General features: G+C 66.5%; 19 protein-coding genes and 1 pseudogene. 10 read left to right on the top strand and 10 right to left on the bottom strand.

Annotated elements, in window-relative coordinates:
• Positions 1-84: 84 nt before the first annotated feature.
• Positions 85-1653, top strand: a pseudogene (locus FHS74_RS05395) (methyl-accepting chemotaxis protein); the annotation flags it as partial.
• A 73-nt stretch (positions 1654-1726) separates the two neighbouring features.
• Here FHS74_RS05395 and FHS74_RS05400 read toward each other — a convergent pair.
• Positions 1727-3067 carry a glutamine synthetase family protein gene (locus FHS74_RS05400; RefSeq protein WP_184798176.1) on the bottom strand — a complete coding sequence of 447 codons (1341 nt, stop codon included), beginning with the start codon at positions 3065-3067 and terminating at the stop codon, positions 1727-1729.
• 146 nt (positions 3068-3213) lie between these two features.
• On the opposite strand from FHS74_RS05400, the gene FHS74_RS30885 reads away from it, so the two are divergent.
• Positions 3214-4041 carry a phosphatase PAP2 family protein gene (locus tag FHS74_RS30885; protein WP_184798178.1) on the top strand — a complete coding sequence of 276 codons (828 nt, stop codon included), beginning with the start codon at positions 3214-3216 and terminating at the stop codon, positions 4039-4041.
• An 8-nt stretch (positions 4042-4049) separates the two neighbouring features.
• On the top strand, positions 4050-5348 hold the full coding sequence (locus tag FHS74_RS05410) for an NAD(P)/FAD-dependent oxidoreductase (protein WP_184798180.1): 1299 nt from the start codon (positions 4050-4052) through the stop codon (positions 5346-5348).
• 180 nt (positions 5349-5528) lie between these two features.
• Here FHS74_RS05410 and FHS74_RS05415 read toward each other — a convergent pair whose 3' ends face one another.
• Positions 5529-6332, bottom strand: coding sequence for a BglII/BstYI family type II restriction endonuclease (locus tag FHS74_RS05415; protein ID WP_184798182.1), 804 nt, complete (start codon positions 6330-6332; stop codon positions 5529-5531).
• 407 nt (positions 6333-6739) lie between these two features.
• Here FHS74_RS05415 and FHS74_RS05420 point away from each other — a divergent pair, with 407 nt between their 5' ends.
• Both FHS74_RS05420 and FHS74_RS05425 read left to right on the top strand, forming a co-directional pair.
• Complete coding sequence (locus FHS74_RS05420; protein ID WP_184798184.1) at positions 6740-7075, top strand: hypothetical protein; 336 nt, start codon at positions 6740-6742, stop codon at positions 7073-7075.
• Between the two features lie 377 nt (positions 7076-7452).
• Positions 7453-9435, top strand: coding sequence for a polysaccharide biosynthesis protein (locus FHS74_RS05425; RefSeq protein WP_184798186.1), 1983 nt, complete (start codon positions 7453-7455; stop codon positions 9433-9435).
• A gap of 99 nt (positions 9436-9534) precedes the next feature.
• Here FHS74_RS05425 and FHS74_RS05430 read toward each other — a convergent pair whose 3' ends face one another.
• From FHS74_RS05430 to FHS74_RS05445, 4 genes are all read right to left on the bottom strand, one after another.
• The gene (locus FHS74_RS05430) at positions 9535-10011 is read right to left on the bottom strand and encodes a hypothetical protein (RefSeq protein WP_184798188.1); all 477 of its coding nucleotides are present in this window, start codon (positions 10009-10011) and stop codon (positions 9535-9537) included.
• 107 nt (positions 10012-10118) lie between these two features.
• Positions 10119-11297, bottom strand: a complete 1179-nt coding sequence (locus FHS74_RS05435; RefSeq protein WP_184798190.1) for a M20 aminoacylase family protein — start codon at positions 11295-11297, stop codon at positions 10119-10121.
• Between the two features lie 259 nt (positions 11298-11556).
• On the bottom strand, positions 11557-12876 hold the full coding sequence (locus FHS74_RS05440) for an ATP-binding protein (RefSeq protein WP_184798192.1): 1320 nt from the start codon (positions 12874-12876) through the stop codon (positions 11557-11559).
• Positions 12873-13592, bottom strand: coding sequence for a response regulator (locus FHS74_RS05445; protein WP_184798194.1), 720 nt, complete (start codon positions 13590-13592; stop codon positions 12873-12875). Before FHS74_RS05445 ends, FHS74_RS05440 begins: the two co-directional genes overlap by 4 nt.
• Positions 13593-13951: 359 nt before the next feature.
• Between FHS74_RS05445 and FHS74_RS05450 the strand changes: the two genes are divergently transcribed.
• The 4 genes from FHS74_RS05450 (at position 13952) to FHS74_RS05465 (ending at position 18468) form a co-directional block, all read left to right on the top strand.
• Positions 13952-14218, top strand: coding sequence for a hypothetical protein (locus FHS74_RS05450; protein WP_184798195.1), 267 nt, complete (start codon positions 13952-13954; stop codon positions 14216-14218).
• Positions 14219-14446: 228 nt separating this feature from the next.
• Positions 14447-15976 carry an aminotransferase-like domain-containing protein gene (locus FHS74_RS05455; RefSeq protein WP_184798197.1) on the top strand — a complete coding sequence of 510 codons (1530 nt, stop codon included), beginning with the start codon at positions 14447-14449 and terminating at the stop codon, positions 15974-15976.
• Between the two features lie 362 nt (positions 15977-16338).
• Positions 16339-17556 (top strand): 5-aminolevulinate synthase, encoded by a 1218-nt coding sequence (gene hemA, locus FHS74_RS05460; RefSeq protein ID WP_184798199.1) that lies wholly within the window; start codon positions 16339-16341, stop codon positions 17554-17556.
• A 141-nt stretch (positions 17557-17697) separates the two neighbouring features.
• On the top strand, positions 17698-18468 hold the full coding sequence (locus FHS74_RS05465; RefSeq protein WP_184798201.1) for an Hpt domain-containing protein: 771 nt from the start codon (positions 17698-17700) through the stop codon (positions 18466-18468).
• A 9-nt stretch (positions 18469-18477) separates the two neighbouring features.
• On the opposite strand, the gene FHS74_RS05470 is transcribed toward FHS74_RS05465, so the two are convergent.
• Positions 18478-18684, bottom strand: a complete 207-nt coding sequence (locus FHS74_RS05470) for a hypothetical protein (RefSeq protein WP_184798203.1) — start codon at positions 18682-18684, stop codon at positions 18478-18480.
• Between the two features lie 471 nt (positions 18685-19155).
• Here FHS74_RS05470 and FHS74_RS05475 point away from each other — a divergent pair, with 471 nt between their 5' ends.
• A complete protein-coding gene (locus tag FHS74_RS05475) occupies positions 19156-20229 on the top strand; it encodes an acyltransferase family protein (protein ID WP_184798205.1) in 1074 nt (357 codons plus the stop codon).
• A gap of 181 nt (positions 20230-20410) precedes the next feature.
• Here the strand turns inward: FHS74_RS05475 and FHS74_RS05480 are convergent, their stop codons facing one another.
• The 3 genes from FHS74_RS05480 to FHS74_RS05490 form a co-directional block, all read right to left on the bottom strand.
• Positions 20411-20962 carry a gamma carbonic anhydrase family protein gene (locus tag FHS74_RS05480; protein ID WP_184798207.1) on the bottom strand — a complete coding sequence of 184 codons (552 nt, stop codon included), beginning with the start codon at positions 20960-20962 and terminating at the stop codon, positions 20411-20413.
• A 73-nt stretch (positions 20963-21035) separates the two neighbouring features.
• The gene (gene argC / locus FHS74_RS05485) at positions 21036-22079 is read right to left on the bottom strand and encodes an N-acetyl-gamma-glutamyl-phosphate reductase (RefSeq protein WP_184798209.1); all 1044 of its coding nucleotides are present in this window, start codon (positions 22077-22079) and stop codon (positions 21036-21038) included.
• Between the two features lie 163 nt (positions 22080-22242).
• A complete protein-coding gene (locus FHS74_RS05490; RefSeq protein ID WP_281384607.1) occupies positions 22243-23982 on the bottom strand; it encodes a methyl-accepting chemotaxis protein in 1740 nt (579 codons plus the stop codon).
• Positions 23983-24238: the final 256 nt, after the last annotated feature.

Consider the following 24238-nt stretch of genomic DNA (forward strand, 5'->3'; position numbering starts at 1 on the left):
GGCCGCATCCTGCTCATCCCCCTGCTGGCGGTCGTCGCCCTGGCCGCCTTGGGCGCCTCTACGGTGGTGACGTCCAACCGCACCATTCTGGAGGAGCGCCACGCCCGCGCCCGCGTGGCGGTGGAGGCGGCGATCTCGCAGATCCAGACGCTGGAAGCCAAGGCCAAGACGGGCGAGATACCGGAGGACAAGGCCAAGGAACTGGCCTTGGATCTGTCCCGCGCCTTCCGGTACGACGGCGACCACTATCTGATCATCCACGACCTCACCGGTCTGACTCTGGCCAGCGGCCAGAACCGCGCGCTGGAGGGCAAGCGCAACCTGGACAGCACCGACGCGAACGGTGTCCACTATGCCCAGGAGCAGCAGCAGCGCGCCAAGGAAGGCGGCGGCTTCAGCTATTACGTCTGGCCGCCCAAGACCGGTGCGCCGCCGGCGCCAAAGGCGACCTACAACAAGATGACCGAGGGCTGGCAATGGGTCGTGTCGTCCGGCATCTATCTGGACGATGTCGACGCGGCGGCCCGCGCCAGCGCCTTGCGTACCAGCGGCACCGTCGCCGTGCTGGCGCTGCTGACCCTGGGTCTGGCCCTGTGGCTCGGCCGCGGCATCACCAGTCCCCTGCTGCGCTTGACCGGAATCACCAACCGGCTGGCCGACGGCGACCTGGAGGTCACCGTCCCGGGAACCGACCGCACGGATGAGATCGGCACCCTGGCCCAGGCCGTGAACGTCCTGCGCGACCGCTCGGCCGAAGCCGTGCATCTGCGTCAACGGCAGGAAGGGTTGAAGGCGGAGGCGGAGCGGGAACGCCAGACCGCCCTGGCCCGCCTGGCCGACGAGTTCGAGGGCAGCGTGAAGCTGGTGGTCGACGGTATCGCCACCGCCACCACGGAAATGGCGGCCTCGGCCGACACCGCCTCCACCGCCGCCGCGCAAGCCGAGGACCAGACCACCTCGGCCGCCGCCGCCGCGGAACAGACCAGCGCCAACGTCGCCACCGTGGCCGCCGCCACCGATGAGCTGACCGCCTCCATCACCGAGATCGGCCGCCAAATCACCCAGTCCTCACAAATCGCGGCCGGCGCGGTGGAAGAGGTTGGCCGCACCAGCACCGCCATGGGCGAACTGGCAGCCTCCGCCGCCCGGGTGGGCGACATCGTGGCGCTGATCACCGGCATCGCCGGTCAAACCAACCTGCTGGCCCTGAACGCCACCATCGAGGCCGCCCGCGCCGGTGAGGCCGGCAAGGGCTTCGCCGTCGTGGCGTCCGAGGTGAAGAACCTGGCGACGCAGACCGGCAAAGCGACGGAGGAGATCCAGGCCAAGGTGGCGGAGATCCAGGCCATGACCGGCACGGCCGTCACCGCCATCGCCGGCATCGGCCAGACCGTGAACCGCATGAACGAGATCACGTCCGCCGTGGCCGCGGCGGTGGAGCAGCAGGGTGCCGCCACGGCGGAGATCGCCGGCAACGTCCAGCAGGCCGCCACCGGCACACAGCAGGTGTCCGGCAACGTCGCCGCCGCCCGCCAGGCCGTGGCCGAGACCGGCGCCGTGGCCGCGACCGTACGCGCGGCGGCGGGCGAGCTGTCGCAGGAGGCGGAGCGGCTGCGCGGCCAGGTCCACGGCTTCCTGGCGAACATCCGTTAAGCGGCGTTCCCGCAAGCGTTGACGGACTGGAACGCGGGAGCGAGGCGAGCCGCCGTAGGGGGAAACTCAGGACTCAAACATTCAGCAGCAGGTTCTCCCGCTCCCAGCTGGAGATGACCTGCTGATAGGCCGCGTCCTCCGCCTGCTTGACCGCCGTGACGCTGGCCACGAAGCGCTCGCCCAGCAGTTCCTTCAGGGGACGGCAGGCGTTCAGCTTGGCCAGGGCGTCGCCCTGGTGGCGTGGCAGGGTGAAGGCCAGGCGGTGGGCCGTGCCTTTCACCGGCTCGGTCGGTTCCAATTCCTGCCGCATGCCCAGATAACCGCAGGCCAGGCTGGCGGCGATGGCCAGGTAGGGATTGGCGTCGGCACCAGCCACGCGGTTTTCCACCCGTCGGGCCTCCGGCGGGCTCAAGGGAACGCGCAGGCCCGTGGTGCGGTTGTCCCGACCCCAGTGGACGTTGATGGGCGCGTCCGACCCCTGCACCAGCCGGCGATAGCTGTTCACGTTGGGCGCCAGCAGCGGCATGGCGCTGGGCAGGTACTTCTGCAGGCCGGCGATGTGGCTCAGGAACAGGGAGGTGTCGCCGCCACCCTCCTGGCCGAACAGGTTGCGCCCAGTGGTCGCGTCCACCAGCGACTGATGGATGTGCATGGCGCTGCCCGGCTCGTTCTGCATGGGCTTGGCCATGAAGGTGGCGTAGATGCCGTGGCGGATGGCGGCCTCGCGCACCGTGCGCTTGAACAGGAAGACCTGGTCGGCCAGGCTCAGCGCGTCGCCATGGTTGAAGTTGATCTCGATCTGGGCGGCGCCGGCCTCATGGCTCATGGTGTCGACGTCGATGTCCTGCTTCTCGCAGTAGTCGTAGACCGCCTCGAAGATGGGGTCGAACTCGTTCACCGCATCGATGCCGAAGGCCTGGCGGCCGCTTTCCTGCCGGCCGGACCGGCCCACCGGCGGGGTCAGGGGATAGTCGGGGTCCTTGTTCAAGGCCACCAGGAAGAACTCCAGCTCCGGCGCCACCAGGGGCTTCCAGCCGCGCTCGGCATAGAGTTCAAGCACCCGCCTCAGCACCCAGCGCGGGCTGATGTCCACAGCCGAGCCATCGGCATAGACGCAGTCGCAGATGACGGCGGCGGTGGGCGCGTCGTACCAGGGGACGAAGCGGACGCTGGCCGGATCGGGCAGCATGTAGACGTCCGAGTTCTCCGGATTGGTGATGCTGTTGGGCGGCGTGTCGCCCGTCACCGTTTGGATGAAAACGCTTTCGGGCAGGCGCAGCCCCCGGTCCCGCAGGATGCGCAGGAATTTTTCCGCCGGGACGATCTTGCCCCTGGCGATGCCCGACAGGTCGGGGACCAGGCACTCAACCTCGGTGATGCGGTTGCTGCGGATGAACTCTTCCAGGACAGCCATGGGTCTTGCACCTTGGGCATTGGCGCCGGGAACATCGGTGCCGGCGAACATTGACGCGGGCGCGGGCGTCGCCACTGGGCGACGCCCGCGAACCGGACGAAATCGGCAGGGACCGTCCCATCATATCGGGGCGGTATTGCGGCACGATGGCGGCCAGCGAAAGGCGACGGGCGGCCGGCGTGCCGCCGGGTGACAGCGCCACCGCCGGGTGCTATGTGCGGATCCGCACCCCTCCCCGCCCCCGCCGGACCGCCGCCGCCATGACCAAGCCCACAGCCTTCCGGGCGCTGACCTATCTGGCGCTCACCAGCCTCCTGGCGGTGCTGGTGTACGCGACGGTCTCCCCCCGCCTGGACCTCGCCATCGCCGGCTGGTTCTGGAACCCGGTGGGCGGATTCGACTGGCGGGCGGACCCGGTGGCCAACGCGCTGCATGAGGCGGTGCAGGTGGGTGCGCGGGTGCTGGCCGGGGTGCTTGTGCTGGGCACGGCCTGGACCGCCTGGCGCCGCCGGCCGCTGTGGGGGGCGGATCTGCGGGCCTGGGCCTTCCTGCTGCTGTCGCTGGCCATCGGGCCCGGCCTCATCGGCAATGCCGTGCTGAAGGACCATTGGCATCGCGCCCGGCCGGTGCAGGTGATGGAGTTCGGCGGCGCCGCACCCTACACCCCGCCCGTCCTGCCGGCGCCCAAGGCCAATTGCGGCCGCAACTGCTCCTTCGTGTCGGGGGACGCCGTCCTGGCCTTCTTCCTGCACAGCTTCGCCTACACCGCCCGCCGCCGGCAGCGCCTGTGGCTCTGGGGTGGCTTGGGCGTCGGTGCCGGCGTCGGCCTATTGCGCATCGGCATGGGCGGGCATTTCTTCAGCGACGTGATGTACGCCGGCCTGCTGGCCGTGCTGACCAGCGCCCTGCTGCACGCCGCCTTCTACGGACGCAAGGCCACCTTGGCGCTGTGGTGCCGCTGGCTGCCGGGCTGAGCCACGCCATGGCAGCCCCTCCTTCCGCCACCCGCGGGCCGGACAGTTGGCCGGACAGTTGGTACGTCCATTCCGCCCCGCCCGGCCCGGCCGCGCCGTCACTGGTGGGCGACACCGCCGGCGACGTCTGTGTCGTCGGCGCCGGTTATACCGGGCTGTCGGCCGCATTGACCCTGGCGGAGCGCGGCTACGACGTCGTCGTGGTGGAGGCGGAGCGGGTCGGTTGGGGGGCATCCGGCCGCAACGGCGGGCAGTTGATCAGCGGCTACAACAAATCGGTCAGCGCCATCGCCCGGCTGAGCGGTCCCGACGACGCCCGCCGCCTGTGGGCGCTGGCGGAGGAGGCCAAAGCCCTGCTGGTAGGGCGGGTGGAACGGCACGCCATCGACTGCGCCCTGCGCTGGGGCTACATTAACGCCGCCGCCAAGCCCCGTCACCGCACCGGCTTGCTGACCCAGCTGGTGGACGCCCAGGCCCTGGGCTATGACCAGCTGCGCCTGGTGGAAGGGGAACGCCTTCGCGCCCTGGTGGCGAGCCCGCGCTATCACAGCGGCCTGGAAGACAGCGGCAGCGGCCATCTGCACCCCCTGGCCTACGCCCAGGGGCTGGCGCGCGCAGCGCGGGCGGCGGGCGTCCGCCTTCATGAGAAAACGCCAGCGGTGGCGATCGATGCCGGGGCCGCCCCCAAGGTGACGACACCGCTTGGCCGGGTGCGGGCCCGCTTCCTCGTGCTGGCCGGCAACGCCTATCTCGGCGACCTGGCGCGGCCGCTCACCCGCACCCTGGTGCCCATCGCCACCTATATGCTGGCGACGGAGCCCCTGGGGGCGGAGCGGGCCGTGGCCCTCCTGCCCGGCGACCATGCCGTATCCGACACCAATGTCGGCCTGCACTATTTCCGCCGCACCGCCGACCACCGCCTGCTGTTCGGCGGCGGCGTCAATTTCGCCAACCGCGCGGCGGCGGGGGCCCAGGCCCGGCTGACACGGGCGCTGCGCCATTGCTTCCCCCAGCTGGCCGGCGTGGCCGTCAGTCATTTCTGGCACGGCAGCGTGGGCATGACGGTGAACCGTCTGCCCCAGCTGGGCCGTCTGTCACCCACGACCTACTTCGCCCACGGCTACAGCGGCCACGGGGTGGCGCTCAGCGGCATCTGCGGCCAATTGCTGGCGGAGGCCCTATCCGGCCAGGCGGAACGCTTCGACGTCTTCGCCCGCCTGCCGCACCAGTCCTTCATCGGCCCGCCCTGGCGGGTGCCCCTGCTGGCACTGGGCAGCCTGTGGTACCGGCTGCGCGACCTGCTCTGACAAGAAGTGGAGGTCGAAGCGGACTGAAACGCGAGTATGTCGAGGCCGCCGGATGGTGGCGCCTGGCACCCGAGGGAATTAATGGGTTTCCGACTTGATCGGAAACGTCGGAAACACGCTACGCTTCCGGCGCGGCGCGTGGTCCACGGCTCTGGGGGTGCCACCTGGGCCGGTCACACTCTAGAAAAACGGCAGTTCCGCCTCGGCCGGTTCCTGAACCGGGGCCTTGGGCATGTCCGACAAGGGGATGTCGAAGGTGACGACCTCCGCCGGAATGCCGATCAGCAGCAGCGGGCACGGGTTGCCCACACCCCGGTGCACCCGGTCCTCCAGCTTGCGCCAATGGGTGGTGGCCGCCCCATACTTGTCCTGGCAGAAGGAGGCGGCCCAGGCCTCGGCGAAGGACGGGGCGCCGCCCGCCATGCGGCGGGCCACATCCTCCTGCTGGCGGGTGGTGGGGCGCAGGCCCAGCGCCAGCACGTCGGCGTCCGACGCCAGGGCGCGACTGCGGGCGAAGCGGCGCACCATGGGCACCATGTCATCCTGCAGGCTGCGGCCGCGGGTGACGATCACGCCGACGGAGATGACACCCTCCGCATGCAGGCGCTTGAAGTTCTCCAGATCCCGGTCGAAGAAGGGATCCTTATTGTTCCACTCGATCTCCAGCGCGATGACGCCCACGCCGGGCACGTCGCGCACATGGTCGACCTCATGGCTGATGGACTCGCGCCGCTTGCCGTTCACCCGCTTCTCGATGGTGAAATGCGCCTTGCCCCACCCATGATCCGCCAGCGACCGGCGCAGCCTCTGGGTTATCTTGGCCTCGCCGCCACCGGAACCGACGATTTCGGTGATCGGAATCGACAGCGCGCCGATGACGGCGTCCAGCTCGGCCATGGCGTTGGGGAAATCGACGCCCAGGATGGCGCGGGCGTGTGAATGGAACTCGACCTGGAAGCCGCGCTCAAGCAGTGTCGGAAACATGGGGGCGAAGATCCGCTGGCAATAGTCCCGGGCCGGCACCGGGACCGGTGCGGCCGAAGGCCAGGACCCTACCCGATCGAGGGCCTCCCGCGAAACGGGATCGAATGCCGCCCACCCCTGCGGCTGCGGGCAACCCGACACCGCCGCCCTGAAATCCACGCCACGGATACATCCGTACGCTTCTATCTCTATTGGTTATACCGCCCTCGCCCCCGGGCTGTCCGGGAGATGCGTAGTCCTCCGCCAAAGGCGTCGACTAAGGTCTGCCCCGTAACCCGAACTGGCTACGCGACTCGGGATGACATGGTTGCGGGGCGGCGATCGGGCGACGGTTCGCGGTGTTTGAGTGAAACGGCAAAAAGCCCGCGCCTGATCGGTGCAACCGGAGAATGACCTGAGAGGCCATCGTGGCAGCGCAGCAAGACTTCACAACAACATTGCAATTGAATTCCGCTGGCGACATGGACAAAGCCGAAGATTGGATCCGGGCCAATATTCGGGGACGTTGGGCGGTCGAGTTCCTCGGCATGGAAGAGAAGTTGGATCCCGGCCTGAACCGACGTAGCCAGGTCTTGCACGTCTCGTTCCGCTTCGGCCTGAAGGAAGATTTGGAACGGTTCAAGCGCGACTTTGCCGGACTCAAAACGCTTGGGGCGCCTGCTGCGGCGAAGCGTCCCGTCGGGAAAGCGGCTCTGGCGGCGAAACCCAAGAGCAAGGGCTTTTTCGCCTGGCTGAGATCATGACCGACACGCCTCGCCACCGGCGGCTTATCGCTTCCCTTATAGCCGGAAAGACCTATTTTGCCGGGCTGCCTGTATCTAGATTGCCAATGGATTCATGCTTTTGGCTACTTCCTCCCCGCGTCTTGAGAGAGTAGCGCTAGAAAGACCGGGTCCTTGGCATCGACTTCGCGGGACCATGCCATTTCCACCCCTTGAAATGGCGGCGGCCTACGAGAGTAGGAGTATGCCCTGCCAATCCTTTTTCGCACTTGCAGCAGAGTATCGGTTGGTGTCAGGATCGCGTCAGGTGTTTAGAAATACCTTGTCCTGGCACGCGATTTCAGTGCCGCTTCGCTTTGCTGTTAATCGCTGATAAACAATCAACGCAGGCTGGAGCCATGCGCAAATTAAAAGAAACTCTCCGGTTGCCGCTTATTTTTGATCGGCGCTTCCTGGCGTATTTTCATGACATTTTGGTTGCCGGGGTTTCGTTTATTGTCTCGCTTTACCTGCGGGTTGGGGATGGGATCACTCATTATACCCAAGCCCTGGTTCCGGGCGTCGCCCTCTTCACCATCATCGCCGCCGCCGCCTATCGCCTATTCGGCATGAACTCCGGCGTCTGGCGCTACGCATCGTTGCGCGATCTGATGGCCATCGCCCGGGCCGTCACCTCGACCATCCTGGTGTTCCTGCTGCTGATGTTCCTCGTGACGCGGCTGGAGGCCTTGCCCCGCTCCGTCCCGCTCATCAACTGGTTTGTGCTGGTGGTGTTGCTGGGCGGCCCACGGCTGTTGTACCGCCTGGCCAAGGATCGCCGGCTGGCCGGCATCCTGGAAAGCAACGCCCGCGACCGCATCCCCGTGCTGCTGGTCGGCGCCGGCGACGAGGCGGAGATTTTCATCCGGGCCATGGCCACCGACCGGGATGCCGCCTATCGCGTGGTGGGCATCCTGGACGACAAGGGCGGTCGCATCGGTCGCGAGATTCATGGCGTTAAAGTCCTGGGCCGTCTCGCCGAACTGTCATCCGTCGTTGGTGATCTGGCCGCCGGCGGGCAATGCCCGCGCCGCCTGATCCTGACCCGTCCCCGCGCCCGCCTGTCGGGCAGCCGATTGGGCGCCCTGGTGGAAAAGTGCGAGGCCTTGAACCTGGTGCTGGCCCGCCTGCCCGACCTGACCGACTTCCGCGACGCGGTCGCCGAAGGCCCCATGACGGTGCGCCCCATCGTCATCGAAGACCTTCTCGGCCGCCCGCAGGTCGCCCTGGACAAGGGCGCCATCGACGGCCTGGTGGCCGGACGCACCGTGCTGGTGACGGGTGCCGGCGGCACCATCGGCTCGGAACTGACCCGTCAGATCGCCCAGTTGAAGCCCCGCCGCCTGATCCTGCTGGATCATGGGGAGTTCAATCTCTACTCCATCGAGATGGAGATGCGGGAGAACTGCCCGGACCTGGACTGCCGCGCCGTGCTGGCCAACGTCCGTGACCGCAGCCGCATGCTGGAAGTGTTCCGCGACGAGAAGCCGGAACTGGTGTTCCACGCTGCGGCGCTGAAGCACGTGCCCATGGTGGAGTTGAACCCCGTCGAAGGCGTTCTGACCAACGTTCTGGGCACCCGCAACGTCGCCGATGCCGCCATCGCCGCCGGGGCCGCGGCCATGGTGCTGATCTCCACCGACAAGGCGGTGCGGTCGACCAACGTGATGGGCGCCACCAAACGCATCGCCGAGTGTTATTGCCAAGCGCTGGACATCGTCGCGTCCAGCGGCAACAAGGGCTGGCAAACCCGCTTCATGACCGTGCGCTTCGGCAACGTCCTGGGGTCCACAGGTTCCGTGGTCCCGCTGTTCAGCCGCCAGTTGCGCGCCGGCGGCCCGTTGACCGTGACCCACCCGGAAGTGTGCCGCTATTTCATGACGGTGCGCGAGGCGGTGGAACTGGTGCTGCAGGCATCCGCCTATGGCATGAACGCCGGCCGGGACGACCGTGGCCGCATCTTCGTGCTGGACATGGGCCAGCCGGTGAAGATCGTCGATCTGGCCCGCCAGATGATACGCTTGGCGGGATTGCGTCCGGACAAGGACATCAAGGTGACCTTCACCGGCTTGCGCCCCGGCGAGAAGCTGTACGAGGAGATGTTCGCCGCCGCCGAACCGCCGGAACAGACCTCGGCCGAGGGCGTGCTGGTCGCCTCCCCCCGCGCGGTGGATCTGGCCATCCTGCGCCGCTCCCTGGATGAACTGGACGCGGCCTGCGCCACGGGCGACGCCGAGCGTCTGCAGGCCCTGCTGCATCACATCGTGCCCGACTACCGTCAGCTTGACCCCGTTCCCCTGGTTCCGCCCACGGCGGAAGGCCCCCTCCCCAACCAGGCGTGAGCCGGATCGCAAGCGCTACGATTTTCAAGATAAAGGCCCGGAACCACGCAGGTCCCGGGCCTTTATCTTGGACGCAGATCGCGAAAAGGCGGAGCCGTGTCAGGGCACGCGGGCGAAACGGACAGGGGCGTCCGACCAATCCACCAGGATGATGGCATAGGGGCTGGTCAGGCTGCCCGTCGTGGCATTGCGGGGGGACTGGTCGAATTCGTGGTACTCCACCACCAGGCGGTCGCGCACCCCTTCACGGTGTTCGACGCGGGTGTTCACCACCTCCACGCCGGCACCGACCGAATTGCGCGACCCCAGGAAGACGCCCAGTGCCATCAGGCGTTCCGGCAGCGCGCCCGGCACGCGCATCCCCACCAGGTCCCATAAGGACTGCCATTCCGCGGCGTTGCGCGCCACCAGATAGGTCGTGCTTTGCGCACGGCTGATGGCGCCGTGCCACTCACCCCGCCCCACCAGACTGGGCGAAATGGCGGCAGGCAGGGCGTTGTCGTCCGGTGGCGGCTCGCCCCCCAGCCAGGCCAGTCCACCGGAACATCCCGCCAAGCCCGCGGTGACGGTCAGCAAAAGCGCCGGGGCCGCGCACCGACGCCACCCGCCCACCGCCGCCCAGTGGGCATGCGGAGCGGACGCCTTAATCCGGGAACCCTCCCGGCGGGGGGTGCGGGGCGGGATCATGCCACCCGGGGCAGGACGGTTTCCACCAGTGTCGCCCAGTAACTGGCGCCCACCGGCAAAACGTCGTCATTGAAGTCGTAACGCGGGTTGTGCAGCGCGCAGCCAAGGGCGCTGCCCCCCTGGCCCAGCCAGACATAGGACCCGGGGCGGGCGTTCAACATGTAGGAGAAGTCCTCCGCCCCCATGCTGGGCCCGAGATTGTCGCGAATGTTGGCCGCCCCAACCACCTTGGCGGCCACCTCCGCCGCGATCACCGAGGGCGCGTCATGATTGATGGTGGGGGGATAGCCCAGATGGTAGATCAGTCCCCCCGTGGCGCCGAACGCCGGTGGCAGGGTCTTGACCAAGTGGCGCAAGCCGTCTTCCAGCTGCTGGCGGATTTCCGCCGTCAGCGCGCGGACGGTGCCAGCCAGCTTCACCTCGTTGGGGATGATGTTGTAGGCCGTGCCGGCGTGGATGCGGGTGATGCTGACCACCCCGCATTCCACGGGGGAGATGTTGCGGCTGACCAGGGTCTGCACCGCCAGCACCAGCTGCGAGGCGACCACCACCGGGTCGACCGACAGGTGCGGCAGGGCGGCGTGGCCCCCCCGGCCCTGGATGGTGATCTCGAACCGGTCGGCGCCGGCCATGACCGGACCGGGACGCACACCCATCTGCCCCGGGGGCAATTCGGGCCAGTTGTGCATGCCGAAGACCATGTCGCAGGGGAACTGATCGAACAGTCCCTCCTCCACCATCCGCTTGCCGCCACCGGCACCTTCCTCCGCCGGCTGGAAGATGAAGTTCACGGTGCCGGAAAAGTTGCGGGTTTCCGCCAGGTAGCGGGCGGCCCCCAGCAGCATGGTGGTATGCCCGTCATGGCCGCAAGCATGCATCTTGCCCGCGATCTTGGAGGCATGGGCGAAGGTGTTTTCCTCCTGCATGGGCAGGGCGTCCATGTCCGCCCGCAGACCGATGCTCTTGCCGGTGGCCTTACCCTCCCCCTGCAGGACGCCGACAACGCCGGTGCCGGCCAAGCCACGGTGCACCGCGATGCCAAACTCGGTCAGCTTCCCGGCCACGAAGTCGGCGGTTTGCGTCTCTTCGAACGCCACCTCGGGGGTTTCGTGAATGTGATGCCGCCAGGCCGTCATGTCGGCGTGGAAATCGGCGATGCGGTTCTGAATGGCCATACCGGAATCTCAGGGAAACGCGAAACACAACGCGGGGAACGGGGAAAAAGCGCGCCCCACCGGGGGGGCGCCTGCCACACGGATTGGATAAACACATCATAACCAGGCCCGGGGGCGAACCGCCAGCACGTTCACCGGTTCGCCCACGCCCAATTCCCCATATGATTTCCCCGATCTGCCCCGGGTTCTACCCCTGAGGGATTACCCCCACGGGCGGCATGCATGGCCTTGGACGATGGCCGGCAAGGGCGGCCTGATCCTATCGCGCGGTTTCCAGCGGCAGATGCATGACCACCCTCAGTCCGCCCTCCACCCGGTTCTCCAGGTGGATTTCGCCGCCATGGGCTCGCACGACGTCATTGGCGACCGACAAGCCCAGGCCGGTCCCGCCCGTGTCCCGGGACCGGGAAGCTTCCAGCCGATAGAAGGGACGGAAGACGTTCTCCCACTCCCCCTCCGGGATGCCGGGCCCTTGGTCGGTGACGGACACCGCCACGGTTTCGCCCTGGACATCCACCGCCACATCGGCGCTGAGACCGTATTTCAGGGCGTTCTCCACCACATTGGTGAAAGCGCGCTTCAACGCCGTCCGGCGCCCGACGATGCGCACCGGGCCCGGCGCCGGACTGAAGCCCACCGGCTTGCCGGCATCGCGATAATCCTCCGCCGCCCGGGACAGCAGCAGGTTCAGATCCAGCGGTTCCAGCGTTTCCTGCGCCGCCTCGTCCCGGGCGAACGCCAGGGTGGCGCCGATCATCGATTCCATCTCGCCCAAATCTTCCAGCATCTTCTCCCGCACGCCGTCGTCGTCGACGAACTCGGCCCGCAGGCGCATGCGCGTCAGCGGCGTGCGCAAATCGTGCGACACCGCGGCCAGCATGCGGGTGCGGTCCTCCACGAAGGCGCGCAGGCGGCGCTGCATCTTGTTGAAGGCGGCGGCGGCCAGCCGCACCTCGCGCGGGCCCGACTCGTCCAGCGACGGGGCGTTCATGTCTATGCCCAGCCGGTCGGCGGCCGCAGCGAAGCGGCGTAGCGGCCGGGTGGTGAAGCCCAGTACCCAGGCGGACAGCAGGATGGCCACGGCGGCGCTGCCGGCCAGCGAGGCCAGGAAGCCCGGTTCGGACAGGGCGTCGGTGCCGGCCATGGGGATGTGCACGTTCAGCCAGCTGCCGTCGGCCAACTGGTGGCTGGCCATCACGTATTTGGGCTCCGGCGGCGGGGTGGTGATGGTGCCGAAGGGCGGCAGGGCGATCATGTCGGTATGATGCGGCCCCGGTGGGTTGACATTGGGCTTCTCATAAACGTCCAGCGACACCTCCTGGGTGCTGCCGGCGACATCAACCTTGAAGTTGCCGTCGCGCAGGCCGGCCAGCATCTTGTCGCGGATGTCGGCCGGCTGGTGGTCCACCACGCCGGCGATGCTGGCCAGACACCCGGCCAGCTGCCCGCTCTGCGCCGCAGCCACGGCTTCCGCACGGTCCGTTCGGTACAGCCCCAGGGCGATGGCCTGGCTCAGCAGGATACCGCCGACCAGCACGGCGAAGATGGAATAGGACATGCGGTCGGTGACGGCCCTCATGGCGTTCCCACCTCGGCGGAAAAGATGTAGCCGCCTGATCGGACGGTCTTGATGATGGCGGGATCGGCCGGATCGCTCTCGATCTTGCGGCGCAGGCGGCTGATCTGCACGTCGATGGACCGGTCGAAGGGGCCGGCGGCGCGGCCGCGGGTGATTTCCAGCAAGTCGTCGCGCGACAGCACGCGGCGCGGCCGCTGCACCAGGGCCAGCAGCAGTTCGTATTCACCGGCGGTCAACGCGATCTCCTCCCCCGAGGCGGCGCTGAGGCGACGCTGCGCCGGATCCAGCATGTAACCGGCGAAGCTGAAGAAGGCGCCGGCCGCCGGACCGCCTCCCGGGGTGGCCGCCTGGGACCGGCGGAGCACCGCCTTGATGCGCGCCACCAGTTCGCGGGGGTTGAAAGGCTTGGGCAGATAGTCGTCGGCGCCGATTTCAAGCCCGAGGATGCGGTCCGCATCCTCCCCCATGGCTGAGAGCATGACCACGGGCGGACCGGATTCGGCACGGACGGCGCGGCAAAGGGCCAAGCCGTCCTCGCCCGGCAGCATCAGGTCCAGCACGATCAGGTCGATGTTCCGATCAGCCAGGAACTTGCGCATCTCCTGCCCGTCACGGGCGGCCGTGACGCGGTAGCCATGGCGCGTCAGGTAGCGGGTCAGCAGATCGCGGATTTCCCGGTCGTCGTCGACCACCAGCAAATGAATGTTCTCAGACATCTCACGTCCCATATGCGGGCCCTGGACCCGTCCTTGACAGCGGCGCCGGAAGGGAATGTCCCGGAAGGCGCTTTCCCAAAAAGCATGTCCCAAAAGACTGTGTCCAGGCAGGGACAACTGTACCGGCAATCCCCGCCACGTCCGACGGAGATGTTGTAACGACACTGTAAATGCCCGCAAGGGCGGTTACGCACTGTTTCATTCGACCCGTTCGCCGGAAATCACGGCGAAACAGGCCCATGGTGGGATGGGACCGTCAACGAACAACAGGAAGGCCTGGAACCCGGGACCAAAGGTCAGCGCCACCCGGCCGACACCCCGCCCCAGGCCAAGCCACCCCATCCCAGAGGAGAACCACCATGAACCGTTTCGCAGCCTTGATGACCGCCACCGCCCTGCTGGTCGCCGCCGCCGCCCCCGCCTTCGCCGATGAGGCCATGGTCAGCAGCTCAGACGCCCGCAAGGCCGTCCAGAGCTACCTGCAGGAACACGACAAGGGCAACCTGCGCGTCGGCAGCGCCACCCGCAAGGATGAGTACTACAACGTCCCGGTCGTCACCGCCGAAGGCATTCCGGTGAAGTCGTTCCGGGTGGACGCCACCAGCGGCAAGGTCCTGGACCGCTAAAGCCATCCCTATCGCGGGGCGCCTGACGGCCCCCCGCCCACCCGCGAGACCGGTGGTGGTGGCGCCCCTTCCCCGCCGCCGGTTCGAAACGGGATGGCCTGATGGTCGTGTGGCCATCCCTGATCGCACCCGGCGGACGGCGCGCGCGTAGCGCCGTCCGCCGGTCCTCCTCCCCAAGCGCCATCACGGCCGCCCAGCCGTTGTCCTTTCACTTCACGGAGTCACCCCATGAAAAGCCGACGCGGGCCCTTGCTCACGCTGACGGACGGCGGTGAAGGGGGCTCCCTGCAACAGCGCTTGTTCGACCGCCTGCGCCATGCCATTGCCACCGGCGTGGTGGCCCCGGGCGAGCGCCTGCCCTCCACCCGCACCCTGGCCCGCGACATGGGGCTGTCGCGCAACACCGCGGTGGCCGCCATCGAGCGCCTGACGGCGGAGGGCTATCTGGAATCCCGGGTCGGCTCCGGCACCTTCGTGGTGGAGAACCTGCCCCCCGATTACGCGCCGGCCGAAATCCGCGCCCCGGCGCCCCGACCCCAGGGCACGGGAACCGCCGAAAACACCCTGCCATCACCCACCCTGCCCTTCCGTCCCGGCATCGCTGCCGGCGACCAGCTGGATATCGAGGCTTGGCGCCGGGTGCTGAGCCGCTCATGGCGCAGCCTGTCGGCACGCGCCCTGGAGCGCGACAGCGCCCCCGGCTGGCGCCCCTTGCGCGTCGCGCTGGCCAGCTTCCTGGAGGCAAGCCGCGGCCTGCGCTGCCACCCCGACCAGATCCTGATCCTGCCCGGCCGCGCCGCGGCGCTGGACCTGGCCGTGGGCCTGGCGGCATCCCCGGGCGACCGGGTGTGGACCGAAGACCCCGGCTGCCCCCTGACACAGGCCCTGGTCCGGCGCCTGGGGATGATCCCGGTACCGGTGCATGCCGACGCCGATGGCCTGGACCCGGCCAAGGGCGAGGCACTGGCGCCCGACGCCCGGCTGGCCGTGGTTACCGCCAACTGCCAGATGCCGCTGGGCACGGTCATGAGCCTGGAGCGCCGTCAGGCCCTGCTGGACTGGACCGTTCGCGCCGACGCGCATGTCATTGAGGACGACGGCGACGGCGGCTTCACCTTCGAGGCACGGCCACCGGCCACGTTGATGAGCCTGGACCGCGGCGCGGGACCGGGGCGCGGCAACCGCGTCCTGCATGTCGGCGGATTCGAGCGCATCCTCTATCCCGGCCTGCGCATCGCCTATCTGGTGGTGCCGGACCACCTGCTGGACCGGGCGCTGGACATGCGGGCCCTGTTCGAGCTGCACGCCCCGGTGGTGGAGCAGAGCGCCCTGGCGGAATTCATCGATGAGGGACACCTCGCCTCCCACCTGCGGCGGGCCCGCCTGACTTATCAGGAGCGGCGCGAGACGCTGATCGACGCCGCCCGGCGCCTGTGGGCCGGGGCGCTGACGTTGACGCCGGCTGCCGCCGGCCTGCAGATGGCCGCCCGCCTGACCGACGGCCTGGCGTGGAGGGCCGCCCCGGGGACGGATCCGCGCCTGTCGCCCGACATGATCCTGCGCCAGGTGGCCCGCGCCAGGTCCATCGACGTGACACCGCTCAGCAGCTTCCATGCGAGCGCCGGAGGCAGCCGGGCCGGCACCCAGGGCCTGGTGCTGGGCTACGCCGCCTTTGCCCCGCCCCTGATCCTGAAGGCGGCGCAGCGGCTGGCGGAGACGCTGGACGCGCATGTCGGCGGCGCCGCCTGCGCCCATTGATATCACCGCATCATCCCGGCATCCGCGAAATATTGTTGCGCCAGACTGCGCCCGCGCGCGTCCTTCTTGCGACCAAAGAAGGGCGGCTTGGGCAATTTGTCCTGCGCATCCGGGCTTTCCAGCCGGGGATTTCGGGGTTAAGGTCCATTTGCCCGCCGAATTGATCAACATCAAAGCTGATGGCCCCGGTCCACTGGCATGGTACATCTGCTCGGTCGCGGCCTTCCGGCACTTGCCAGAGGGGGTTTGACTGCCCACTATGACAGTCGAGCCCAGGGTCGGTGGTGGTTGTGTGTCGACCGGTAGCTTGCCGCTGGTCTTCTTTGACGAGAGGACCGCTCCACGAAGGAGCCATCGGACAGATGGATTACGAAGCCTTTTTCCGCTCCCAGATCGATGGCCTTCGTCGCGAAGGCCGCTACCGCATTTTCGCCGATCTGGAACGCCGCGTGGGCGAGTTTCCGACCGCGTCCTATTACCCTTCCCCGGATGAGCCGCCGCGCGACGTGACCGTGTGGTGCAGCAACGATTATCTGGGCCAGGGTCAGAACCCGGTGGTGCTGGAGGCCATGCGCGAGGCCTTGGCCAAGTCCGGTGCTGGCGCCGGCGGCACCCGGAACATCTCCGGCACCAACCACTATCACGTCCTGCTGGAGCGGGAGCTGGCGGACCTGCACCGCAAGGAAGCGGCGCTGTTGTTCACGTCGGGCTACATCTCCAACGAGGCGTCGCTCTCCACCCTGCCCAAGCTGCTGCCCAACTGCGTCGTCTTCTCCGACGCGCTGAACCATGCCTCGATGATCGAGGGCATTCGGCATAGCGGGGCGGAAAAGCACATCTTCCGCCACAATGATCCCGAGCATCTGGACCAGATGCTGAGCCGCTACCCGGCCGACCGTCCCAAGCTGGTGGCGTTCGAAAGCGTCTATTCCATGGACGGCGACATCGCCCCGATCGCGGAGATTTGTGACGTCGCCGACAAGCACGGCGCCATGACCTATCTGGATGAGGTCCACGCGGTGGGCATGTACGGGCCGCGCGGCGCCGGGGTGGCCGAGCGTGACGGCGTGCTGGACCGGCTGACCGTGATCGAGGGCACTCTGGGCAAGGCCTTCGGCCTGATGGGCGGCTACATCACCGGCTCGGCGGCCCTGGTCGACTGCGTGCGCAGCTTCGCCTCCAGCTTCATCTTCACCACCTCCATCGCCCCGGTTATCGCCGCCGGCGCCGCCGCCTCCGTCCGTTATCTGAAAGAACATGACGAGCTACGGACGCTGCACCAGGAACGGGCCGCCACGCTGAAGCGCCTGCTGTCGCAGGCGGGCCTGCCGGTCATGCCGTCGGTCAGCCACATCGTCCCGGTGTTGGTGGGCGATCCCCGCCTGTGCAAGCAGGCCAGCGACGACCTGTTGACCAAGCACGACATCTACGTTCAGCCCATCAACTATCCCACCGTGCCGCGTGGCACGGAGCGGCTGCGCATCACGCCCACGCCCTTCCACGGCGACGACCATATGGCCCGCTTGGTGGACGCGCTGCTGGACGTGTGGAGCCGGCTGGAGCTACGCAAGGCCGCATGAGGCCAATCCGGACAAAAGGCCGCCCATCTGGGCGGCCTTTTCCATTCAACCGATACCAATGCACCGGGCGTCAAAACGGTCCCCGTCTTGCGTTCCGGCCTGCCCCCGGGCTAGATCTCCCCGTGGAGCTTGAGGGACGCCATGGTTGAGCAGACTGATTTCGACGATCTTGTGGAACAGCTCAAGGTCGAATTCCGCGACGATGTTCATGATCGGCTGGGCGCTCTGTATGAGACGCTGAAGGCGGTGTCCCTGGGCCGCATGGCGACGACAGACGGCCTGCTCGCCATCCGGCGCGACGCGCACAGCCTGCGCGGTTCCGGCACCTCGTTCGGTTTTCCCCTGGTGAGCCTGATCGGCCAACGGCTCGAGGCTTATCTCAATGGTCTGAAGGACCTGACGGAAAGCCAAATCGTCGATCTCCATACCTTCGCCGACCGCATCGCCGAGGCGGCCGATCGCGAGGACACGCCGGACCTGGCGACCACCAACGCCTTCATCCGCGCCCTGCCCTCCCGCTACGAGTTCGACATCGCGGACGTGGAAATCCACGATGTCGACATCATGCTGGTCAGCCCCAACAAGATCGTCGCCCGCCGGGTTGCGACCGAACTGGCGGCCTGCGGCTTCAAGGTCAACACCCTGGTGGACCCCATCGAAGCCCTGTCCGTCGCCGTACGCCTCCCGCCGGACATGATCATCGCGTCCGCCGTCATGGACGGCCTGGGCGGCGTCGACCTTATCCGGGCTCTACGGGCCATCTCCCTGACCGAGACGGTGCCCATGGCGCTGCTGACCAGCCTTGACGCGTCCAGTCTGAAGGGCGTGCCGCCGGGGGTGGCCATGGTGCGCCTGGGCCCCAGTTTCGGCGACGACATCGCCTCGGCCATCACCCACTTCAATCTGGGCTGATCGGTCCCCTCAGGCGTCGGCGGCGCGCAGCCAGGCCAAAGCCTTGGCCCGGTCGCCGAACACGGCCTCGGCGAGGGCCAGCGCGCCCGCCTTGCGGAAGGCCTGTTCGCTAACCTCCATCGCGGTAAGATCCCGCCGCAGCTTGGGCGACAGGCGGCCGAGACGGGCGGCGGTGGCATGATAGCGGCGGTTGGGTCGCGGTGACGGCTTGGCCATGGAGTATTATCCTCCACCAGGTCACAAAATCGCGCGGGGCGGCCGCCCAAAGGCCGGAACAGCCGCTTCGCGACACCGAAAGGGCGGCGCGCTTTTCATTATCCAGCACACGGCCCCTGTGACCATGACGCAAATCAAGCGTCCGGACAACCCGCCGCAGCTCACCCTATCTCGTCGAGGTACTGCCGGGAGAGACGGACATAGTGCGGCACCGTCAGGGGCAGCGTTGCCTCCCGCTTCCCGGCCCAACCCAGAACATAGCAAGAACTCCAATCAAATATAGAGATACTTGGTAACAGTCAGAGGAACTTGGTATAGGTGGGCTTAATATGGTTCTGACCCTTCATTGGCCAGCGTAGTGTCAGTAAGGAGGCCAATCCACGTCCTTCAAATTGGCTAACTAACCCCAATTAGCGACCTCGTATATTTGTATAAATACCGCTAAGCAGCAAAAACAGGAAGAGAGAAATAATGTCCGAAAAAGCACCATTGACGTACGAAGACTATAGAGAGACTTCATTTTTTCCGGCACTAGACGGATTGAGAGCGATTGCAGTGACACTCGTTCTCTTTATTCATTTTGGTGGCGATATCGGCCTCAGCATAACCGGCCGACTTGGCGTGGAAATTTTCTTTGTGCTCAGCGGATTTCTAATAACGACATTATTACTTAGAGAAAAAGATGAAACTGGTAGCGTAAACCTCAGGAAATTCTACATAAGCCGTGCCTTTCGGATAATGCCGATCTATTACACCGTCCTCATATTTGTTATATGGCAAACATTTAATCTTGCAGATGACAGATGGACATCCTTGAAAGATGCGCTTCCATATTATTTTCTATTTTGTAACGAATTCTTTACAGGGAACGCCCTCTGGAAAGTGACCTGGTCGCTTGGCATCGAATGGAAATACTATCTATGCTGGCCATTGGCGGCATTTTTCATAGCCCGCAGCACTAGGTCTCGCCTGATTGCGGCGGCTTTTCTGATTTTACTTTCGTTCGCCGCTTGGGGATCGCCAGTTCCTATTCGAGAATATTCTGTTCTCGTTTACGGCTCTCTGTTGGCAATAATAATGCACGACAGAACCGGGTTTAAGATTATTTCTTTTTTAATGCGGCCGCGGGTTTCTATCGCCGTATTCGTTTTTTTTGCAGTTTTTCAAACGCAGACCGGGCGAATTTGGGGATATGCCTACAATGCGCGACTAGATAACATGTACTCCATCGTCGTAATCTTACTAATCCCAGCAATACTCGGACCGGGACTGCCTGGCCGGATTCTTTCAAGCGCCCCGTTTGTTTTTGTAGGCCGCAGATCTTACTCACTCTACTTAATTCAACCACTGGCTCAGCATGCCGTATCCGGCTTTGCCCCTTGGCAGAAAGAAGGCTTTTGGAATGTTTTTCTGATTCTAGTCACTGGACTTTTTATTTCTGACGTACTGCTTCGCTATGTGGAGAAGCCGTGCATTGAATTCGGGCGCCAAATAAATAGAAAACGAGATAACGTGCGACAATTGGCTACTCAAAATTCGATATGATTTCTCAATACACCCAATGATCGCCTGTCATCTTACACTTTCCTCTTGGCGAGGAGGGGCATCGCGGTGCAGCCAAATGGGTTGGCGGCAAGTGGAGATGCTTCCCTTGTTTTGACAGTCCCGCTGGGTGCGAACAACCGAGCGCGGGTTCACCTCAAGCGTCCGGACAACCCGCCGCAGCTCACCCTATCTCGTCGAGGTACTGCCGGGAGAGACGGACATAGTGCGGCACCGTCAGGGGCAGCGTGGCCTTGTCCTGGTCCGTCAGCGGGCGCAGCAGGCGGGCCGGGCTCCCGCCCCACAGCTCCCCCGCCTTGACCCGCTTGCCCGGCGTCACCAGGGCGCCGGCGGCCACCATGGCCCCGCCCTCCACGACGGCGCCGTCCATGACGCAGGCCTTCATGCCAATGAAGGCGCCGTCCTCGATGACGCAACCGTGCAGCAACGCCATGTGCCCCACGGTCACATCATCGCCGATGACGGTGGCGAAACGCTGGTGGGTGCAGTGAACGGTGGTGCCGTCCTGGATGTTGGTGCGCTTGCCGATGCGAATCTGGTTCACGTCGCCACGGACGACGACGTTGTACCACAAGCTGGCCTCGTCGCCGATCTCCACATCGCCGATGACCACGGCGTTGGCCAGGAAGGCGCTGGCGTGGATGCGGGGCAGCACGCCCTTGTAGGGCAGCACCGTGGGCCGAACGGTGGTCAGGGCCTGGGTCACGTTGGTCATCTTGAACCTCATCACTCGCAAAAAAGCCCGGGCGGTGAGGCCCGGGCTTTTCAACATCGGGGTCCCGTATTGATTACGGGAACATCGGCGCCTGTTCCAGCCCGCGCTGTTCGGGGAAGCCCATCATCAGGTTCATGTTCTGGATGGCCTGACCGGAGGCGCCCTTGACCAGATTGTCGATAACCGACAGCAGGATCGCGCGGCCCGGCACGCGATCGGCGAAGACGCCGATCAGGCAATGGTTGCTGCCCTTCACATGGCGGGTTTGCGGCGCCTGCCCGGCGGGCAGAACGCGCACGAAGGTCTCCCCCTTATAAGCGGCGACCAGGGCTGCGCGCAGGTCGTCGGCGGAGATCCCCGGCGCCAGCTTCACATAGATGCTGGACAGGATGCCGCGGCTCATGGGCATGAGATGCGGCGTGAAGTTCAGCACCACCGGCTTGCCGGCGGCCTCGCTCACCCCTTGCTCGATCTCGGGGGCATGACGGTGGCTGGCGACACCATAGGCGTGGATGCCCTCCGCCACCTCCCCGTACAGATTACCCTGCTTGGCATCGCGGCCGGCGCCGGACACGCCCGACTTGGCGTCGATGATGATATCGTCGGCCAGGATCAGGCCCTGCCGCAGCAGGGGCAGCAGCGGCAGCTGCGAGGCGGTGGGATAGCAGCCCGGGTTGGCCACGAGGCGGGCGCCCTTGACGGCCTCACGGTTGGCTTCCACCAGGCCGTACACCGCCTCGGTCTGCAGCTCCGGCGCCTTGTGGGCATGGCCGTACCACGTGGCGTAGGTCTCGATGTCATGCAGGCGGAAGTCGGCGGACAGGTCCACCACCTTCAGCCGTGCGGGCAGGCTGGCGATGACCTCCTGCGTGGTGCCATGCGGCAGGGCGCAGAAAACGAAATCCACGCCGTCCCAGTCCACCTGATCGATCTTCACCAAGTCCGGCAGGTCATAGCCGCCGAGGTGGGGGAAGACCTCGCCCAGGGGCTTGCCAGCCTGTCGCTCCGCCGTCAGGGCCACCAGGCGGACGTCGGGATGACGGACCAGCAGGCGGACCAGTTCGGCGCCGGTGTAGCCGGAGGCACCGAGGATGGCGACGCGCAAGGCGGTGGACATGGGATGGATACTCCTTCGCAAGGCTAGACGGGTTGGCCGGGCACATAGTCAAAAACGCCCGATAGTGCAACCGGCGACCGCGCATGGCCAAGGACACCTCGTCCCCTCAGCCATGCGTTATTGTCCGCCGCCCCACCATCAAAACGTCATGCCCGATGCGGCGTCACTCCGCCGCCGGATGGGCGGCCGGACTACCCACGCCCTGCGGGCGGCTGCCGGCCTGCTCCATGGCGACCAGGAAGTCCGCCACCTCCTGCTGCAGCTGCTCCGCCTGCACCGACAAATCGCCGGCGGCGGCATGCAACTGGCTGGACGCGCTGAGCGTGAAAACGGCGCTTTCCTCCACCGAGATCATGTTGCCCGCCACTTCCGCGGTACGGGCTGCCGCTTCCTGCACATTACGGCTGATCTCATCGGTGGCCGCCCCCTGCTGGGTGACGGCGGACGCGATTGTGGCGGAATTGCCCCCCATCTGCTCGATCACCTCGGTGATGTAGGCGATGATGGAAACGGCGTCGGCGGCGGCCGTCTGCACCGCCATGGCCCGGTTGGCGATGTCCTCGGTGGCCTTGGCGGTCTGCCCGGCCAGGGATTTGACCTCCGTCGCCACGACGGCGAAGCCCTTGCCAGCCTCACCCGCCCGCGCCGCCTCGATGGTGGCGTTCAGCGCCAGCAGGTTGGTCTGCCCGGCGATGTCGTTGATCAACTGCACCACCGTCTGCACGCCGGCGGCCACATCGGACAACTCCGCCATGACGGCGCTGGCCTTGCGCGCCTCGTCCACCGCCCGGGCGGTGGTGACGGTCGTGAGTTCCACCTGTCTGCCGATCTCGGCGCTGGAAACCGTCAACTCCTCCGTGGCGGCGGCCACGGTCTGGGCATTCTGGTTGGCGGCGGTGGCGCCGCTGGCCACGGTGACCGCGAGGCCGCTGGTGAGTTCGGCCTTCTCCCGCAGTCCGCCCGAGGTCGCCTCCAGCTCCGTCGCGGCGGCGGCCACGGCGCGCAGCTTGCCAGCCACCATGGCCTTGAAGTCCCGCACCAGCACCTCCATCGCCTCCTGCCGGCGCTGGCGCATCTCCTGCGCGGCCGCCCGCTCCTCTTCCAGGCGGCGGGCGGTCAGGGCGTTCTCCCGGAAGACCGCCAGCGCGCGGGCCATGTCCCCCACCTCATTGGGCGCCTCCGTGCCATCGATGGTCACCGCCAGGTCGCCGTGGGCCATGCGCCCCATGATCCCGGTCAACCCACCCAGCGCCCGTGACAAGCTGCGGGCGATGAGGACGGACAGCGACCCCACCAGGGCCAGGGCCACCAACGCCTCAATCACGCCGCCCACGATCAGGGCGCGCCCCTGCGCCTGCACATCGTCAAGGTACACACCGGACCCCAATACCCATCCCCAGGCCGGAACCAGCGCAACATACGACAGCTTGTCCACCGGCTCCGTCTGCTGCGGCCGGGGCCATTTGTACGGCACGAAGCCATGCCCCTGCGGCCCCGCCGCCATGGCGACGAAGTCGCGGAACATGTACGTCCCGGCGGGATCCTTGAAATCCCGCATGTCCTTGCCATCCAATTCGGGTTGGGCGGGGTGCATGACCAGGACCCCGTGGACGTCGGTGACGAAGACATACTCGCCGGCGAAGCGCACGCCCTTAAGGGCGGCCAACACCGCCGCCTGCGCCTCCGCCCTGGACAAGGCGCCCTGCTTTTCCCGCTGGATATAAGTTTCGGCAATGCTCTGGGCGGCCCCCACGGCATCGCGCGCCATCCCACGACGGTTTTCAAACAACTGCGCCCTCTGCCGCGCAACCCCAATACCTATGCAGACAAGTGCTGCCAGGATGGCGACTGCCACGAGAAACCATAATCTCTGGTTAATTGTTCTATTGCCGAACCAATTCATTCGCCACCCCCAAATACTCCGTCGGCTTCGCGCTGAGGCCGATCCCTTGACTGCCCATGACTGAGATATCCGACACCGGTGTCGGCAGCAACAACGCGTCTGGCAAGAATTTGAAAAGGATATTCGCCGCCAACGGACGCCGGGGCACCGGGCGGGCCTGCGGTTAGCGTCCGAGAGCGTGGTGGAAAATCGGTGATCGCCCGGGGTGGGGCATGCCCCACCCCGGGCGGCGGCGGGCGGGAGGTGGTCATTGGTC

The organism is Nitrospirillum iridis (assembly GCF_014205765.1).
GTDB lineage: Bacteria > Pseudomonadota > Alphaproteobacteria > Azospirillales > Azospirillaceae > Nitrospirillum > Nitrospirillum iridis.